Origin of the sequence: Acinetobacter sp. BD54 (assembly GCF_044778325.1) — a bacterium.
Taxonomy (GTDB): domain Bacteria; phylum Pseudomonadota; class Gammaproteobacteria; order Pseudomonadales; family Moraxellaceae; genus Acinetobacter; species Acinetobacter baumannii.
The window spans coordinates 237884-254437 of the sequence record NZ_JANJEP010000002.1 but is presented as its reverse complement, the minus strand read 5'-3'; the positions used below and the strand labels follow the sequence as shown (position 1 = coordinate 254437).

The window sequence follows — 16554 nt, the reverse complement described above, 5'->3', positions numbered from 1 at the left end:
TAGATCAATAATCAGGATGATCGACATGACTTATGATATTAAAAGCATGGCTGTGATTGGTGTAGGTGTTATGGGCAGTGGTATTGCTCAAATTGCTGCACAGTCAGGTCATACCACTTATTTATATGATGCCAAAGCAGGTGCAGCAGAACAGGCTAAAGAAAAACTGGCTGCTACATTTCAAAAGTTAGTCGACAAAAATAAAATTACATCTGAGCAAGCAGCAGCGGCAAATAACCATTTAATTGTTGCTCATCAAATTGAAGATTTAAAAAATTGCGACCTCATTGTAGAAGCAATTGTTGAACGTCTTGATATCAAACAAAGCTTGATGCAGCAGCTTGAAGATATTGTTTCGGATAATACTATTTTAGCCTCAAACACCTCTTCTCTTTCTATTACAGCCATTGCTGCAAATTGCAAAAAGCCTGAGCGTGTTGTGGGTTATCACTTTTTTAACCCCGTTCCACTCATGAAAGTGGTCGAAGTCATTCGTGGTTTAAAAACAGACCCACTTATTATTGATGCTTTAAACGATCTGTCTTGTGCATTTGGTCATCGCCCTGTTGTAGCGAAGGACACCCCTGGATTTATTATTAATCACGCGGGCCGAGCTTATGGCACCGAAGCGCTCAAAATCTTAAATGAGAATGTCTGTGATATCAGTGAAATTGATCGAATTTTACGTGACGGCGTAGGATTTAGAATGGGTCCTTTTGAATTACTCGATTTAACAGGCCTTGATGTTTCGCATCCAGTTATGGAGTCGATTTATCACCAGTACTATGAAGAAGCCCGCTACAAACCAAACCCGCTCACCAAACAAATGCTAGATGCTAAACAACTTGGACGTAAAGTTAATCAGGGTTTTTATAACTATGAAACTGGTTCAAAAACAGGTGAACAACCTGCGAAGTTTGTAGAGCGTTTAGCAAAATATCCAAAAGTTTGGATCGCTGCCGATTTCTTAGACGATAAAAAACAGCTCGAAGATTATTTAACTCAGCAAAATATTACCTTAGACACCAATTCGGAACCACAAACAGATAGCTTATGTTTACTTGCTTGTTATGGTGAAGATACCACTCAAACGGCTACTCGCCTTGGGGTTAATCCTGCGCAAGCTGTTGCTATAGACATGCTTTATGGCATTGCAAAGCATCGCTCCTTGATGCCATCACTCATTACCAAATCTGAATATCGTCAAGCAGCTCACTCTATTTTCAATCTAGATGGAAATCTGGTCAGCATGATTAATGAAAGTATTGGCTTTGTTGCGCAGCGCGTTTTAGCAATGGTTATTAATTTAGGTTGCGATATTGCCCAGCAAAATATTGCAACGGTAGATGATATTAATGCCGCAGTACGTCTTGGCTTAGGCTATCCATTTGGTCCAATTGAATGGGGTGATCAAATCGGCAGCGAAAAAATCTTACTCATTCTGAACCGTATAACAGCACTTACGCATGACCCGCGTTACCGCCCTAGCCCGTGGTTACAGCGTCGTGTCGCACTTCATTTACCTCTTACTTTTACTCACGAGTCTTGAAAAGGAATTTCTCAATGTTAAATGCATATATTTATGATGGTTTACGTAGTCCATTTGGCCGTCATGCAGGTGAACTTGCCTCAATTCGCCCTGATGATTTAGCCGCAACTGTCATTCAAAAACTACTAGAAAAAACTGGTGTGCCGGGTGCGGATATTGAAGATGTGATCTTAGGCGACACCAACCAAGCTGGAGAAGATAGCCGTAATGTGGCACGAAATGCGCTATTACTTGCAGGTTTACCTGTTACTGTGCCAGGCCAGACAGTAAACCGCTTATGTGCTAGTGGTTTAGGTGCTGTGATTGACTCAGCACGTGCTATTACTTGTGGTGAAGGCGAACTGTATATTGCAGGTGGTGTAGAAAGTATGTCACGTGCTCCCTTCGTGATGGGTAAAGCGGAAAGTGCTTATAGCCGTGATGCAAAAATTTATGACACCACCATTGGTTCTCGCTTTCCCAATAAAAAAATTATTGCGCAGTACGGCGGTCATTCAATGCCTGAAACAGGCGATAACGTTGCGGCCGAGTTTGGGATTAGCCGCGAGCAAGCAGACTTATTTGCAGCCCAATCACAAGCCAAATATCAAAAAGCCAAAGAAGAAGGCTTCTTTGTCGATGAAATTACACCAATTGAGGTTTTCCAAGGCAAAAAATTGCCACCTAAACTCGTTTCTGAAGATGAACACCCTCGCCCAAGCTCAACTGTTGAAGCACTCACAAAGTTAAAACCACTCTTTGAAGGTGGCGTGGTTACAGCTGGTAATGCCTCAGGTATTAATGATGGTGCAGCAGCACTTTTGATTGGTTCAGAAGCAGCAGGTCAAAAATATGGCCTAAAACCAATGGCAAAAATCTTGTCCGCTGCGGCGGCTGGTATTGAGCCACGCATTATGGGTGCAGGTCCTATTGAAGCCATTAAAAAAGCTGTTGCGCGCGCTGGCCTTACTTTAGATGACATGGATATTATTGAAATTAATGAAGCCTTTGCTTCACAGGTTTTATCTTGTTTAAAAGGTTTAAATGTTGATTTTAATGACCCACGTGTGAACCCGAACGGTGGTGCGATTGCTGTTGGTCATCCACTTGGTGCCTCTGGCGCTCGTCTTAGCTTAACAGTAGCGCGCGAGTTAATGCGCCGTAAGAAGAAATATGCCGTGGTGAGTCTATGTATTGGTGTAGGTCAAGGTCTTGCGATGGTGATTGAAAACGTTTCATAACCATTGAACCCAATATCCATTCATCACAACAGCGCAGTGATGAATGGATTTATTTTGCAGAGCGAAATATAATGGCAAAACTATTGCTTTAATTATATTTGAGGATCGAATGTCTCAAAACACGGAAACTGAAAAACCAATAAATTTTGATGAGATACGTTTAGATCCTATTTCGCATATACATCGGGAAAACAACCCGCAATTTATTGCTTCTTTAGCACGCGGTTTAGAACTTTTAAGATGCTTTTCTGCAAATAATCAGGTGCTTGGCAACCAAGAATTAGCAAAAATGACAGGTTTACCTAAACCGACCATTGCACGTATTACCAATACCCTTGTTTCATTAGGTTATTTAAAACAATTGCCTAACTCGACCAAATACACACTAGATATTGGTGTCTTATCTTTAGGATATGCAGCATTATCTAACATCTCGATTCGCAATATTGCTCATCAATATATGGAAGAGATGAGTCAGTATGTTCAAGCGCCTGTGGCGATGGCAACGCGTGACCGCTTAAATATGGTGTATATCGATGTTGTGCAAATTGAAACTGCATTGAATATGCGCCGTCCAATTGGTTCTACTTTACCACTGCATAGTAGTTCAATGGGACGAGCATGCTTGGCTGCGACCCCTGAACGTGAGCGCAATTTTCTACTTGATGCACTAAAACAAAAGAACCCCGAAAACTGGCCAGCCATAAAACGCTCTTTAGAACGAGCTTTCCGTGATTATCAAGATTATGGATATTGTTTGTCGTTAGGTGAGTGGCATAAAGAAGTGAACTCAGTGGCTGTACCTTTGGTTAGTTCTAAACACGGTCTTTATGTTTTTAACTGTGGTGCGCCAAGTTTTCATTTAAATCCGGAAAAACTTGAAGGTGAAATTGGACCACGTTTAATCCACATGGTGCACAATATTCAAGATGCTTTGAATGAAACGCACTAACAATCTTGCTTAAAACAGTCATGGTTGTGTTGATTAAAGTTCCACTTTCATTATGACTATAGGCATGATGAAAAACGCACTCTATACCCCAACCATTATTTTAATGGCAATTGCCGCAGGCATTTGTACAGGTGGAAATTATTTTAGTCAGCCACTTATTCATTCAATTAGTGTAAGTCTAAATTTAACTGAAACAACTACAGCATGGGTGCCCACTCTAGCCCAAATCACCTATGCCTGTGGCTTACTCTTCTTAATGCCATTAGGGGACATAATAGAAAAGCGCAAACTACTATTTATCTTTATGTTATTGGCTTCAAGTGGATTAATTATTAGCGGTTTTTCACACAATATTTATCTTTTACTGCTTGGTACTGTGATTACTGGTCTATTTTCAAGTTCAGCTCAACTTTTATTACCCCTTGCTGCAAGTCTGGTTCCGATTCAACAAAGCGGCCGTGTGGTTGGCTTTTTACTGAGCGGCCTGATGATGGGTGTTTTACTCGCCCGTTCCCTTTCAGGGCTGATGTCTACACTTTTTGCTTGGAATATTATTTATCTGGTCAGTGGTTTTCTATTACTTGTTATTGCCTTTATTTTGCATCGTAATATCGGGTTATTCCCACCGACTAAATCTGAAAACTATGTAAAAACTATTCGTTCTTTACCACAGATTTTTATTCAAAGTCGACGGTTAAGAACCAGAACTTATATTGGTGGTTTTACATTTGCATGTGTGAGTTTAACCTTTACCACCATGTCGTTGCTTCTGGCTCCGGCACCCTATTTTTTTAGCGACTTTACCATTGGCCTTTTCGGTTTTGTTGGCGTGTTAGGAACGTTCGTTGCCAATTTTTCAGGTAAATTTATTGACCAAGGCTATATCCATAAAATTTCGATTTATTGCGGCATCGGGCTTATTTTAAGTTGGATACTTTTTTCACTTTTACCCTACCATTTCGCTTTTTACATTATTGCCTTACTCATTCTCTACGCTTCTCTTTCTGCTGTGCATGTCACCAATCAAAGTATTGTATTTAAACTTAATCAAGAATTACGCTCACGGTTTAACGCGATTTATATGACAGGTTACTTTGCGGGTGGAGCTTTAGGTACAACAGCAGGAAGTTATGCTTGGAAACACTTTGGATGGTTTGGTGTCTGCATTTTAGGCTTAATTTTTGCCGTGCTATGTCTCTATTATTGTGTGAGTGATGCAAAAAATCAGCACAATTAAAACTTGTGCTGATGTATATAAATTAGGCTAATAATGAGTTATAGAAGCTAGGATAACTCTATAAAAGTCCTAATAATCGGCCACGAATAATATCTTCTGCCTCTTTGATATTGCAACTAATAAACTTAATATTCATTTTTTAAAACGAGTAAAGTTTTTCTTATTTTAATATTTATAACCAACAAAAAAATAATAATAAATTGCTTAGACTAATTATTTAACATACCATTAACAATATTAAACTTTTAATAATTAAGTGTATGTTCAACAAAAAAGAAATATTTTTCTTACCAATCAAAATAGATAATGAAAAAGTCTATGCTGGTTTTTGGAAACGTCTTAGTGCTGGCATTATTGATATGCTAGTGATGATTCCTTTTATGGTAATAACTCATTTTACTCAAAGTATATCTATAATCAGCTCAATGATAACTTTAGTTATTATGGCAGTACTGGGTATCATTTATACAATTTTCTTTCACTATCATTTTGGTGCAACGATAGGAAAAATGGTCGTTGGTATAAAAATCACACGTCCTGATGGTAGTAAAATCAGTCTTACACAAGCTGTATTAAGATCCTCAATTGATATTGGCTTTTGTATTGTTATGGTTATATCCCAATTAATCGCATTAAACTATGCAGATCCTGAAATATATCTAAATGCAGGGCCAATTGATCGAGCAAAATATATTCTACTTTTATATCCAGCTTGGTATAGTACTGTTCGCTCAGCGAGTGAATTATGGACTTGGAGTGAGTTTATCGTTTTACTTTTTAATAAGAGGAAAAGAGCTATTCATGACTTTATTGCAGGAACTATTGTAATTAAAAAACAATATTCAAAACACTAATATAATTAACAAGCCTAATTAGTAGCCCAATTTTAGTCTAGTATCAATGATTAAATTTGGGCTAAAAAATTTTTAAGATAGAATCTCTGTCAAATATTAAGCTTAAATAGATAATAATCCACTTTATAAAACCCCTAATAACCGACCGCGAATAATATCTTCTGCCTCTTTGACAATCCGGCTAACCAGTTCATCGCATGTCGGAATATCATGGATTAAGCTTGCCACTAACCCACATGACCATGCACCTGCATTTACATCGCCATCAATCATGACTTTAGGATAGACGCCCGCAACTTCTTCCATAATATCTTCAAATTTAATGTTATCGCCAAGTGCTTTTTCTTTTGCCACGATTTTTTCTACGGCCGCATTATTCATGACACGTTCTGTATTACGCAAAGCACGCATAATTAAACGCGTATCTCTTTCGGTTGCATTCAAAATCGCCTGTTTCACATTTTCATGTACAGGAGCTTCCTGAGTCGCAATAAAGCGCGTTCCCATATTAATTCCATCGGCTCCCATCGCTAAAGCAGCCGCGAGTGAGCGTCCATCTGCCATACCACCCGAGGCAACAAACGGGATGTCTAATGCATCGGCTGCTAAGGGCAATAAAATCATATTTGGCACGTCATCCTCACCAGGATGCCCACCACACTCGAAACCATCTACAGAAACTGCATCGCACCCAATTTGCTGAGCTTTTAAGCTATGTCGAACCGAAGTACATTTGTGAATTACTTTAATACCAGCAGCCTTTAAATATGGCATCACCTGTTCAGGATTACGCCCTGCTGTTTCTACAATCTTTACGCCACCTTTAATAATTGCCTCTACAAAACCCGGATAATCAGGAGTATTCACCGTAGGCAAAAAGGTTAAATTTACCCCAAAAGGCTTGTCGGTCATTTCTCGGCAACGTGCAATTTCTTTTGCCAGATTTTCAGGAGTACGTTGAGTCAGGCCAGTGATAATGCCTAGCCCACCCGCGTTAGAAACCGCAGCAGCCAGCTCAGCAAAACCAACATAATGCATACCACCTTGAATAATTGGATGCTCGATTTCAAATAGTTCTGTAATTTTGGTCTTCATATTATTCCCACTCACTGTTCTATAGCTAGCTTCTCATTTCCTTAGCAGAGCTAGATGCTTATTTACGCATAAATCTTATGGTCATTTAAAGTGACTTAAGGTGAAAATTTCACAATACAAAACTTTATACCACAATATAAAACAAAATAATTGATAGCGGAATTATTTTTCGATAGCATTATTTTAATAAGTTTAAATTTTAGACAGCAAGTTAGTTAAAGGAATGAATGATGCAGCAGGACAACAAAACCCAAAACCAGCTTAAAACAGGCTCAATTCAACAGCATTTAGATAAAAATATACTAACGCTCATCATGAGTAATCCCACTAAAAAGAATGCAATTAATTACGAAATGTATGCGGCCCTAAGTGAGGCCTTAAATAAGGCTGCAACTAATCAAGACATTCATGTGGTTGTGCTGACTGGTGAAGACTCCGCATTTACTAGCGGCAATGATGTAAACGCATTTGAAAAACGCGATACCACCACTTCAGAACCACCCGCTTCGATTGTTTTCTTAAAAAGCTTAGCAACGTTTCCAAAACCGATTATTGCTAAAGTAAATGGTGTGGCAATTGGTATTGGTAGCACCATGCTTTTACATTGCGACCTTGTGTATGCAAGCCAAAACTCTATTTTCCAATTCCCCTTTGTAAACTTGGGACTTGTACCCGAAGCGGGTTCAAGTTACATCTTGCCAAGATTATTGGGCTTTGCTCGAGCTTCGGAAATTATTTTACTCGGTGAAAAGTTTTCGGCGGAACAAGCAAAAAATTATGGTCTGGTAAATGAAATATTTGAGGCAACTGAGCTGGATCAAGCGGTTGAAGATGTGGCTATTAAACTTGCTCACAAACCAAGCCAAGCCTTACAACTGAGTAAAAAGTTATTAAGAGATATGCCAATTGATGATCTACTCAATCGTATTGATCATGAGTCGACTATTTTCTCGCGTTGTTTACAAGGTTCCGAGTTTAAAGAAGCATTAAATGCTTTCAAAGAAAAACGGAAACCGAACTTTCACAAGCAAACAGCCTAAAACTCACCCACTAAAAAGCCAGCCTTGAAGATCAAAGCTGGCTTTTATAAATAAATCAAATAGGTTTAGCTAATCTCGGTACGAATATTATTCACCATGTGTAAAAGACGCGGTGCAATATCTTCTTCAAGTTTTTCACGGTTCATAATAAAACTTGGACCACCACAGTTGAACACCAGCAAACCATGTTGTTCATGAATAAGTGGGACTGCAACCGAATTTACATCTTTATGCCATTCGCCGATTGAAAAACAGTATCCAAAATCTTGGTAGTCTTTAAAAGCTTTGTCTAGATCACGGTTAATTTTGATCCAGTCTTCTTTGTGTTTGCTACGGATGGCATCAAGTAAAAATTCTCGTTCATCTTCAGGCATTGCGGCTAAACATGCACGTCCCATCGAACTTAAATGAATCGGTAAATAAGTTCCAACTTGACGACGCATGGTCATATTGCCTTTGCCTTGTACCACATCAAGATAAATCATGTTCAATCGATCACGTGTTGCCATGGCAACAGCAGCGCCAGCATAGTCTGCCAAATTTTTCATATATGGATGAGCAATAGAGCGAATCGATACGTTAGACAGCATGGAATAACCAAACGCAAGAACACCTACTGAAAGCTGGAATTTGCTTGAGTTAGGTACTTGTTTGATATAGCCCAAACGCGACAAGGTATGTGTAAGGCGAGTAATGGTTGGTTTTGGCAAACCTGTCATTTGAGCAAGCTCTTGGTTGCCCAAATGCTGATGCTTCGGTGTAAAACAACGTAATAGCTCTAAACCACGTGCTAATGCAGTAATAAATTGGCGATCATTTTCATCCTGCATGTCTTCAATCGGATGTAATAATTCATGCCTTAAAGGCGCTAATAATTTTTCTGTCTGTTCTGCATCAACTGCGTCGTTCATTGTCATACCAATCCACATTTTGTTTCGCACTGCGAAAATTATAATCTATTTTTTCTATAAATAGCAAAAGAGCAAACATCCAAGTCTGCATCTAAAAGATAACTTCATTTAACTCATTAAAGCGAAAGATTAAATATTTTATTTTCTGATTTTAAATATAATTTTAACCTTCCGCTTTTAAATTAATTACCCAATTACGCCCTTTTCTTTGAGCTCAGCTAGTTTTTCAGGAGAAACTAATCGACCTAAAACCGCCTGCGTATGTTCACCCAACAATGGAGGAGCTGTTTTGTATTCAACAGGCGTTCTAGAAAGTTTGATTGGCGAGCCAATTACCTTCAATTTCTCACGTTGAGGATGGTTCATCTCGACTAACATTTCTCGGGCAATTACTTGCGGCTCTTGAAAAGCTTGTTCCAAGTTATTGATTACACCTACGGGAACTTTAGCCGCATAGATTGCATCTACCCATTCATCTGCTGTTTTTGTTAAAAAGTGGGTTTGTAAAATCCCGATAATTTCATCACGATGCTTAATGCGGTCTGCATTTCTGGCAAAACGTGCATCATTTGCTAAATCGGGTAACCCAATACTTCGACAGAGCTGAATAAACTGAGTGTCATTTCCACACGCAATAATGAAATCACGGTCAGAAGCTTTGAACACTTGATAAGGCACAATATTGGCGTGTGCATTGCCATAACGTTTAGGGATATTACCCGATGAAAGGTAGTTCATTCCCTGATTTGCCATTGTGGCAATTTGGACATCAAGCAAAGCCATATCAATGTATTGGCCTAAACCTGTCACATGGCGGTTGAGTAAAGCAGCCTGTATGGCAATCGTAGAATAAAGACCCGTGGCTAAATCGGAAAATGCGACCCCTACTTTTTGTGGTCCGCCACCCGGCAAATCATCACGCTCACCTGTGACTGACATGAGTCCACCCATGCCCTGAATAATAAAGTCATAACCGGGCTCTTCTGCTCTTGGACCATTTTGACCAAAACCTGTAATCGAGCAATACACCAGTTTAGGGTTAATCGCAGATAAAGACTCGTAGTCTAAACCGTATTTTTTCAAAGAACCCGCTTTGTAGTTTTCAATCACAACATCGGTGTCTTGAATAAGAGCTTTAATCAATTCTTGACCATCAGGGCTAGCAATGTCGATGGCAACCGATAGTTTATTGCGGTTGGTAGACTGATAATATGCAGCTTCTTGAGTGTCTTGGCCTGAGTCATCTTTCATCCAAGGTGGCCCCCAAGAACGGGTATCGTCACCGACTTTTGGTCGTTCAATCTTGATTACCTCTGCGCCTAGATCGGCAAGAATCTGCCCACACCAAGGTCCAGCCAATACCCGACTTAAGTCAAGTACCCGAATTCCATTTAAAGCACCCATCTTCATCCCACTATATTTTGTGACTCATTTCCTATAGGAAAACTTATCCATTTAAAATTTCGCATAGCGATATATATTTTTAATATACACAGCTCTTTTTTAAAATCAAACTTTAATTTTCCACTAAAAATAATGATTTTTTATAAGAAAATATAGCTTAAATAAATCAATAAATTAGCCAAACATAAATCAACAACAAAGTATCGCATTGCGAAATTAATTTTCAAAATATATTGTTTTGCGTTCGCCCTTTGATTACTATCGCTTCAAATATTGGTGATTTTACGAACATCACATTGATGTTTTAGTATGTAGTAAAAGGACGAGACTATGATTCGAGATCAGGAAACCTTAGATCAACTTGTTGATATGATTCGACAATTTGTTGAAGGTGTATTAATTCCTCATGAGAATGAAGTCGCTGAAACGGATGAAATTCCTCAAGATATTGTTGAGCAAATGAAAGCTCTCGGTTTATTTGGTTTAACCATTCCTGAAGAGTACGAAGGTCTTGGCCTGACGATGGAAGAAGAAGTCTATGTGGCTTTTGAATTAGGTCGTACCTCTCCTGCTTTTCGTTCTCTCATTGGGACCAATAATGGGATTGGCTCAAGTGGCCTGATTATTGATGGGACCGAAGCACAAAAATCATTTTTCTTGCCACGTTTAGCACGTGGTGAAGTGATCAGTTCTTTTTGCTTAACCGAACCGGACGCAGGTTCTGATGCTGCCTCTTTAAAAACCACCGCTGTAAAAGACGGTGACTTTTACATTTTAAATGGTACTAAACGCTTTATTACCAATGCTCCTCACGCTGGTGTATTTACAGTCATGGCACGTACAAACCCTGATATTAAAGGCGCTGGTGGCATTTCTGCTTTTATTGTCGATAGCCAAACTCCGGGCATTTTTCTTGGCAAACGCGATAAAAAAATGGGGCAAAAAGGCGCACATACCTGTGATGTGATTTTTGAAAATTGTCGTATTCCTGCTTCGGCACTCATTGGTGGTGTTGAAGGTGTTGGTTTTAAAACTGCTATGAAAGTGCTGGATAAAGGGCGTTTGCATATTGCGGCCTTGAGTGTCGGTGCAGCAACACGAATGCTAGATGATTCTTTAAATTACGCTATCGAACGTAAGCAATTTGGGCAACCAATTGCCGAATTTCAACTCATTCAAGCCATGCTTGCCGACTCAAAAGCCGAAATTTATGCCGCTAAATGTATGGTCTTAGACGCTGCACGCCTACGCGATGCAGGACAAAACGTTAGCACCGAGGCTTCTTGCGCAAAAATGTTTGCAACCGAAATGTGTGGCCACGTTGCTGATCGCTGCGTACAAATTCACGGCGGTGCGGGATATATCAGTGAATATGCCATTGAACGTTTTTATCGAGATGTTCGTCTGTTCCGTCTCTATGAAGGGACCACTCAAATTCAACAAGTGATTATTGCCCGAAACATGATTCGCGCTGCGTCTTAATCAAATTTTAAGCACTTCAAAACGACTTGAAGTGCTTTTTATCAAATGTAGGTAATGGATTATGGCTACAAATTACAAAGAAGGTCTTTCTCGTATACAGCCTCATACGTGGAAAATAGCTTTTATTTTTGCTTTTCTAGCACTGTTGGTAGATGGTGCAGATTTGATGCTACTGTCTTATAGCTTAAATAGTATTAAGGCAGATTTTGGATTAAGTTCAGTACAAGCAGGTATGCTTGGCAGTTTCACATTGGCAGGCATGGCTGTTGGTGGAATTTTTGGGGGATGGGCGTGCGATAAATTTGGTCGTGTGCGCATTGTGGTTATTTCTATTTTAACTTTCTCGCTCCTCACCTGTGGCTTAGGTTTTACTCAAAGCTTTCTTCAGTTTGGTATTTTAAGATTTTTTGCATCACTGGGTTTGGGTTCACTTTATATTGCCTGTAATACCCTCATGGCCGAGTATGTCCCAACCCGTTATCGCACAACAGTACTGGGCACACTACAAGCTGGCTGGACCGTCGGCTATATTGTTGCGACCTTGCTTGCAGGTTGGATTATTCCTGATCATGGCTGGCGCATGCTGTTTTATGTTGCGATTATTCCTGTTGTTATTGCTTTCCTCATGCATATTCTTGTACCAGAACCAGAAGCATGGCAAAAGTCTCGACTACAACAACCTGTTGTGACTCAGAATGCTCAAAAAACTTCGGCATTTAAGCTTATTTTCCAAGATAAACGAAACCGCAATATGTTTATCTTATGGGCTTTAACAGCTGGCTTTTTACAGTTTGGCTACTATGGTGTAAATAACTGGATGCCTTCATACCTTGAAGGTGAACTCGGTATGAAATTTAAGGAAATGACTGCCTATATGGTAGGTACATATACCGCGATGATTTTGGGTAAAGTTCTTGCGGGCATGATGGCTGATAAATTAGGACGTCGTTTTACCTATGCTTTTGGTGCAATCGGCACTGCTATTTTCCTACCTTTAATTGTTTTTTATAACTCTCCAAGCAACATTTTATATTTACTGGTGACCTTTGGTTTCCTCTACGGCATCCCGTATGGCGTAAATGCCACCTATATGACCGAAAGCTTTGCAACAGCAATCCGCGGTACAGCCATTGGTGGTGCTTATAACGTCGGACGTTTAGGTGCTGCTTTAGCCCCTGCAACGATTGGTTTCTTAGCCTCTGGCGGTTCAATTGGTTTAGGTTTTGTCGTGATGGGTGCTGCCTACCTGATTTGTGGCGTGATACCAGCCCTATTTATTAAAGAAAAATTATATGACCCTCAAAAGTCATAAAAAGATCTATCACATAGGTCATATGCCTATCTGATTGATGGTGCTAACAATCGAAACATGTGTTTTAAATCGTTAGCCGGAAATAAGGAATTTACTCCTCAAAGTTACTCCTTATTTCCACAAATATGTAGAGTGTATCTACTCTTCATTTTAATTTTTTAGGTAAGCTTAGCTCCCAAGGGAGCTAAGCTTAAAAATATATAAACCTAAACTTTGTTTAAGGTCGTTCACCCTGCCCCAAACGGCGTTCAATATCATCGAGTACATTTGGCAAATCAGCGACACTATCAATCACATAGTGAGCGCCCGACGCATTCATTTTTTGGTATGCCTTATCTTTTAGAATGATCTGCTCATCCGCCGATAATGCACTCCACTCTTCATAGCTTAAACCGACTTCGTTACCACTAATCGCAAGCCCGACTGTCCAACATCCGGCATTTAAACCTTCATCAATACCCACCACGGTATCATCTACTTTTACAACAGTTTTGATATCTGACACATCGAGTTGAATTAAGTTCTTCCATAGCATTTCAGGATATGGACGGCCATATTTCACGTCGCTGGCAGTAACGATACAGTCCGGTCGGTAACCCTGATCAGCAGCATCTTTGACCAAGCGGCCAATCATCATGGACGCATAACCAGTGTTACTGCCAATTTTTGCACCACGCTTTTTAATATTTTCAAACGTTTCTAATGCGCCTGGAATTAAAGCAGAACATTTCGGAATAGAATTTAACTGGTACGGAATAAAGTCTTTATATAAACGGTCAATATCTGCTTCAGTTGCAGGCTTCCCATAGACTTCCTGCCATGCAGCTGCGACACGCGGCATTTTTAAAACGGCAGCAATATGGTTACGTTTTTCTAAACCCATTGGCTCTCGAGCTTCTTCAACCGTAATTTCAATTTTATTGTCTTTAAATAAAGCCATAAAAGCTAAAATTGGTGCACGTGAGCCAAAATCTACAGTTGTGCCAGCCCAGTCAAAAACCACAGCCTGAATTTGTGTATTGTTGGTCGTCATGGTGTATTCCCTTTAATCCAATGTTTTAATAAAAGTTATGCTGTTACAGCTTGATTGAGATGGCTTTCGCAGTAACTGGCAATCGCAGCAAGAAGTCCTTCAATGTCATGAATATAAACTTCGCCAATATTGCCAATACGGAAGCAGTTAAGGTCAGTGACTTTGCCCGGATAAATCACATAGCCTGCTTTTTTCAGCGTTTCATAAAATGACTGGAAGCTAAATGTTTCGGCTGTCGGGTACAGAAACGTGGTAATGATGGGTGATTGTGGGCACTCTTCACCGAGTACCAATTCAAAGCCCAGTTGTTGCATACCTTGCGATAAGGTTTGTTGGTTTTGTAAATAACGTTGATAACGTGCAGCAACACCGCCTTCTGTCTCAAGCTCAAGTAAGGCTTGATAAAAAGCACGTACCACATGGGTTGGCGAGGTAAAACGCCATTTACCGTTATACTGCTCCATCGTGTTCCACTGATCATACAAATCGAGGCTGACTGAACGAGCTAAACCTTTACATGCCTCTAGGCAATCACGTTTCGCCAAAATAAAACCAAAGCCCGGAACACCTTGAATACATTTATTTGCACTTGAAATTAGAAAATCAATTTCAAGCTCAGCGATATCCATTGGCACACCACCAAATGAACTCATGGCATCCACAATCCAGATTTTTCCTGCTGCTTTAACTAAACGGCCTATCTCTTGAATCGGATTTAAAATACCTGTGGTGGTTTCACAGTGCACACAAGCAACATAGCTAATGGTTTTATCTACTAAAACACGCTCAATTTCTTGTAAATCTGGTGTTTGGGTTTCTAAATAGTTCAGCTCGATCACTTCAATATTTAAGCAACGCGCCATTTGCACCATACGTGCACCGTATGCGCCGTTATTAATGATCAAGATTTTGCCATCACGTGGAATAGCTGACCCAAGCACAGACTCCACAGCAAAACTTCCACTGCCTTGCATTAACACAGCCGTATATTTTTCAGGTTGGCTGGTTGCTAAGTTGACTAGACGAGAGCGAATATCTTGTACCAGCGAGTTGTATTCTTGGTCCCAAGTACACCAGTCTTTTTGCATGGCACGGCGTACTGTTGCCGATGTTGATAAGGGTCCTGGAGTAAGAAGCAAATACTTGTTCTCTAAATCCATATCGAGTTGGGGTTGCATGTTCATAATGTTACTCATTTCGTTCGCGTTCATTTCAATATACATCAATCTGGTTTAAACCAGATGACAAACTAGTAAATATTTTGTTCTAATATTTCTTTCATAAAGCCAGCCCCTGTAGTCATGCCTTTGCCAGCAATCGCACTCACCAGAAAGATATTTTTTTCAGCTTCAGTGACACAGGCCAACTCATGTTCATGGGTCAGGTAATAACCATTCCAACGTTTTTGAATTGGAGGTAAATTCAGCCCTAGTTTTTGGCGGCAGTATGTTTGAATAAACTCATTAATCTCTTCACGCTGCTCGAACTGAGGCGCTTCATTAATAGAATGATATTCGTGACTATCGCCTACGATCAGTTCACCAAATTCATTTTGTTTAATCAGAATATGAATACCGAATTCTTTAATGAAACCCTGCTGTGATGCTTTAACTAGCTCAGCATGACTTGGGCAAATTTCAAAAGCCGGATAACGTGAAATAGATAAGCCTGAATAAAGAGAAGCATTTAAGTTTTGGTGAAACGGTTGAGTCAGAGCCATTTGTAGGCCACAACGTTTCAGATTCAAACTTTGTAAAAGATCTGGATATAAAACATCGATGACTTCACCGTGGCAGATCAAAACTTTATTTGCCCGATATGCCTCGCCACTTGCCAAACGAACCTGACAACTTTCCTGCTGATATTGGGTTTGAACAACACAGGCATTGGTATAAATCTCTACACCGTTTCTTTCGGCATATGCCAATAGTCGCTGCCCAATCACATGCGGTTCGACCGAATAGTCTTCTTCAAAAACCAAACCACCTTGAAACTGCTGCGAAGGATTTAAATAAGAAAATTGGGTGACCAATTCCTCATGGCTAAACAAATGAACTGGAATTTGGTAGCTATTTGCACGCTCGGCAAACTCATTTAAAACCTGCCATTCAAGTGCCGTATTGGCGAGATACACACCTTGTCTTTGCTCAAATGAAATATCGGTTTCAGCCTGAATGCGTTGATAAAAAGAACGCGTTTCAAGAGCGTACTTTCGCCACTGTTGCTCTGGATGGGTTAAGGTCGATGTTCCGACCATACCGAAATTACGGCGAGTTGCGCCCACAGGCTTGGCATTTTTCTCGAAGATACAAACTTTCAAGCCTTGTTCTTGTGCCTGTATGGCAGCGGACAAACCTAAAATACCTGCTCCGACAACAATTAAATCAAACTGTACGTGATTCATAAGACTTCCAATTTGCGAAATTTAGGATGAATAAACCCTTGCCTTGTTGAACAAAGCATTT

General features: G+C 39.9%; 14 protein-coding genes. 8 read left to right on the top strand and 6 right to left on the bottom strand.

Going from position 1 to position 16554, the window contains the following annotated elements; all coding sequences use genetic code 11:
• Window positions 1–25: 25 nt before the first annotated feature.
• The 5 genes from NQ782_RS03970 to NQ782_RS03950 all read left to right on the top strand — a co-directional run bounded on the left by NQ782_RS03970 (window position 26) and on the right by NQ782_RS03950 (window position 5812).
• Window positions 26–1549, top strand: coding sequence for a 3-hydroxyacyl-CoA dehydrogenase (locus NQ782_RS03970; RefSeq protein ID WP_031987583.1), 1524 nt, complete (start codon window positions 26–28; stop codon window positions 1547–1549).
• Between the two features lie 14 nt (window positions 1550–1563).
• Window positions 1564–2769 (top strand): 3-oxoadipyl-CoA thiolase, encoded by a 1206-nt coding sequence (locus NQ782_RS03965; protein WP_000930807.1) that lies wholly within the window; start codon window positions 1564–1566, stop codon window positions 2767–2769.
• A 109-nt stretch (window positions 2770–2878) separates the two neighbouring features.
• Window positions 2879–3721, top strand: a complete 843-nt coding sequence (locus NQ782_RS03960; RefSeq protein ID WP_000081482.1) for an IclR family transcriptional regulator — start codon at window positions 2879–2881, stop codon at window positions 3719–3721.
• 64 nt (window positions 3722–3785) lie between these two features.
• Window positions 3786–4958 (top strand): MFS transporter, encoded by a 1173-nt coding sequence (locus NQ782_RS03955; RefSeq protein ID WP_000977189.1) that lies wholly within the window; start codon window positions 3786–3788, stop codon window positions 4956–4958.
• Window positions 4959–5218: 260 nt separating this feature from the next.
• Window positions 5219–5812, top strand: coding sequence for an RDD family protein (locus NQ782_RS03950; RefSeq protein ID WP_000482230.1), 594 nt, complete (start codon window positions 5219–5221; stop codon window positions 5810–5812).
• A gap of 123 nt (window positions 5813–5935) precedes the next feature.
• Here NQ782_RS03950 and NQ782_RS03945 read toward each other — a convergent pair whose 3' ends face one another.
• Window positions 5936–6907, bottom strand: coding sequence for a nitronate monooxygenase family protein (locus NQ782_RS03945; protein WP_031987584.1), 972 nt, complete (start codon window positions 6905–6907; stop codon window positions 5936–5938).
• 230 nt (window positions 6908–7137) lie between these two features.
• Between NQ782_RS03945 and NQ782_RS03940 the strand changes: the two genes are divergently transcribed.
• Entirely contained in the window at window positions 7138–7947 is an 810-nt protein-coding gene (locus NQ782_RS03940) for an enoyl-CoA hydratase (RefSeq protein ID WP_057093086.1), read from the top strand.
• A gap of 65 nt (window positions 7948–8012) precedes the next feature.
• On the opposite strand, the gene NQ782_RS03935 is transcribed toward NQ782_RS03940, so the two are convergent.
• A complete protein-coding gene (locus tag NQ782_RS03935; RefSeq protein ID WP_000996082.1) occupies window positions 8013–8858 on the bottom strand; it encodes an IclR family transcriptional regulator in 846 nt (281 codons plus the stop codon).
• A gap of 186 nt (window positions 8859–9044) precedes the next feature.
• Complete coding sequence (locus NQ782_RS03930; protein WP_057093084.1) at window positions 9045–10262, bottom strand: CaiB/BaiF CoA-transferase family protein; 1218 nt, start codon at window positions 10260–10262, stop codon at window positions 9045–9047.
• Window positions 10263–10592: 330 nt separating this feature from the next.
• Here NQ782_RS03930 and NQ782_RS03925 point away from each other — a divergent pair, with 330 nt between their 5' ends.
• Together NQ782_RS03925 and NQ782_RS03920 are read left to right on the top strand one after the other, a co-directional pair.
• The gene (locus NQ782_RS03925; protein WP_057094525.1) at window positions 10593–11744 is read left to right on the top strand and encodes an acyl-CoA dehydrogenase family protein; all 1152 of its coding nucleotides are present in this window, start codon (window positions 10593–10595) and stop codon (window positions 11742–11744) included.
• 61 nt (window positions 11745–11805) lie between these two features.
• Entirely contained in the window at window positions 11806–13056 is a 1251-nt protein-coding gene (locus tag NQ782_RS03920; protein WP_057094527.1) for an MFS transporter, read from the top strand.
• Window positions 13057–13273: 217 nt separating this feature from the next.
• Here NQ782_RS03920 and phnX read toward each other — a convergent pair whose 3' ends face one another.
• The 3 genes from phnX to NQ782_RS03905 are packed head-to-tail and all read right to left on the bottom strand — an operon-like array spanning window position 13274 to window position 16493.
• Window positions 13274–14089, bottom strand: a complete 816-nt coding sequence (gene phnX, locus NQ782_RS03915; protein ID WP_057094528.1) for a phosphonoacetaldehyde hydrolase — start codon at window positions 14087–14089, stop codon at window positions 13274–13276.
• Between the two features lie 35 nt (window positions 14090–14124).
• Window positions 14125–15312: a 2-aminoethylphosphonate--pyruvate transaminase gene (gene phnW, locus NQ782_RS03910; RefSeq protein WP_057094530.1), complete on the bottom strand. Its 1188-nt coding sequence runs from the start codon at window positions 15310–15312 to the stop codon at window positions 14125–14127.
• Between the two features lie 26 nt (window positions 15313–15338).
• On the bottom strand, window positions 15339–16493 hold the full coding sequence (locus NQ782_RS03905; protein ID WP_057094532.1) for a TIGR03364 family FAD-dependent oxidoreductase: 1155 nt from the start codon (window positions 16491–16493) through the stop codon (window positions 15339–15341).
• Window positions 16494–16554: the final 61 nt, after the last annotated feature.

Coding starts and splice junctions, on each gene's coding strand:
- NQ782_RS03970 (WP_031987583.1), top strand. CDS start 26: ATGACTTATGATATTAAAAGCATGGCTGTGATTGGTGTAGGTGTTATG.
- NQ782_RS03965 (WP_000930807.1), top strand. CDS start 1,564: ATGTTAAATGCATATATTTATGATGGTTTACGTAGTCCATTTGGCCGT.
- NQ782_RS03960 (WP_000081482.1), top strand. CDS start 2,879: ATGTCTCAAAACACGGAAACTGAAAAACCAATAAATTTTGATGAGATA.
- NQ782_RS03955 (WP_000977189.1), top strand. CDS start 3,786: ATGATGAAAAACGCACTCTATACCCCAACCATTATTTTAATGGCAATT.
- NQ782_RS03950 (WP_000482230.1), top strand. CDS start 5,219: ATGTTCAACAAAAAAGAAATATTTTTCTTACCAATCAAAATAGATAAT.
- NQ782_RS03945 (WP_031987584.1), bottom strand. CDS start 6,907: ATGAAGACCAAAATTACAGAACTATTTGAAATCGAGCATCCAATTATT.
- NQ782_RS03940 (WP_057093086.1), top strand. CDS start 7,138: ATGCAGCAGGACAACAAAACCCAAAACCAGCTTAAAACAGGCTCAATT.
- NQ782_RS03935 (WP_000996082.1), bottom strand. CDS start 8,858: ATGAACGACGCAGTTGATGCAGAACAGACAGAAAAATTATTAGCGCCT.
- NQ782_RS03930 (WP_057093084.1), bottom strand. CDS start 10,262: ATGGGTGCTTTAAATGGAATTCGGGTACTTGACTTAAGTCGGGTATTG.
- NQ782_RS03925 (WP_057094525.1), top strand. CDS start 10,593: ATGATTCGAGATCAGGAAACCTTAGATCAACTTGTTGATATGATTCGA.
- NQ782_RS03920 (WP_057094527.1), top strand. CDS start 11,806: ATGGCTACAAATTACAAAGAAGGTCTTTCTCGTATACAGCCTCATACG.
- phnX (WP_057094528.1), bottom strand. CDS start 14,089: ATGACGACCAACAATACACAAATTCAGGCTGTGGTTTTTGACTGGGCT.
- phnW (WP_057094530.1), bottom strand. CDS start 15,312: ATGTATATTGAAATGAACGCGAACGAAATGAGTAACATTATGAACATG.
- NQ782_RS03905 (WP_057094532.1), bottom strand. CDS start 16,493: ATGAATCACGTACAGTTTGATTTAATTGTTGTCGGAGCAGGTATTTTA.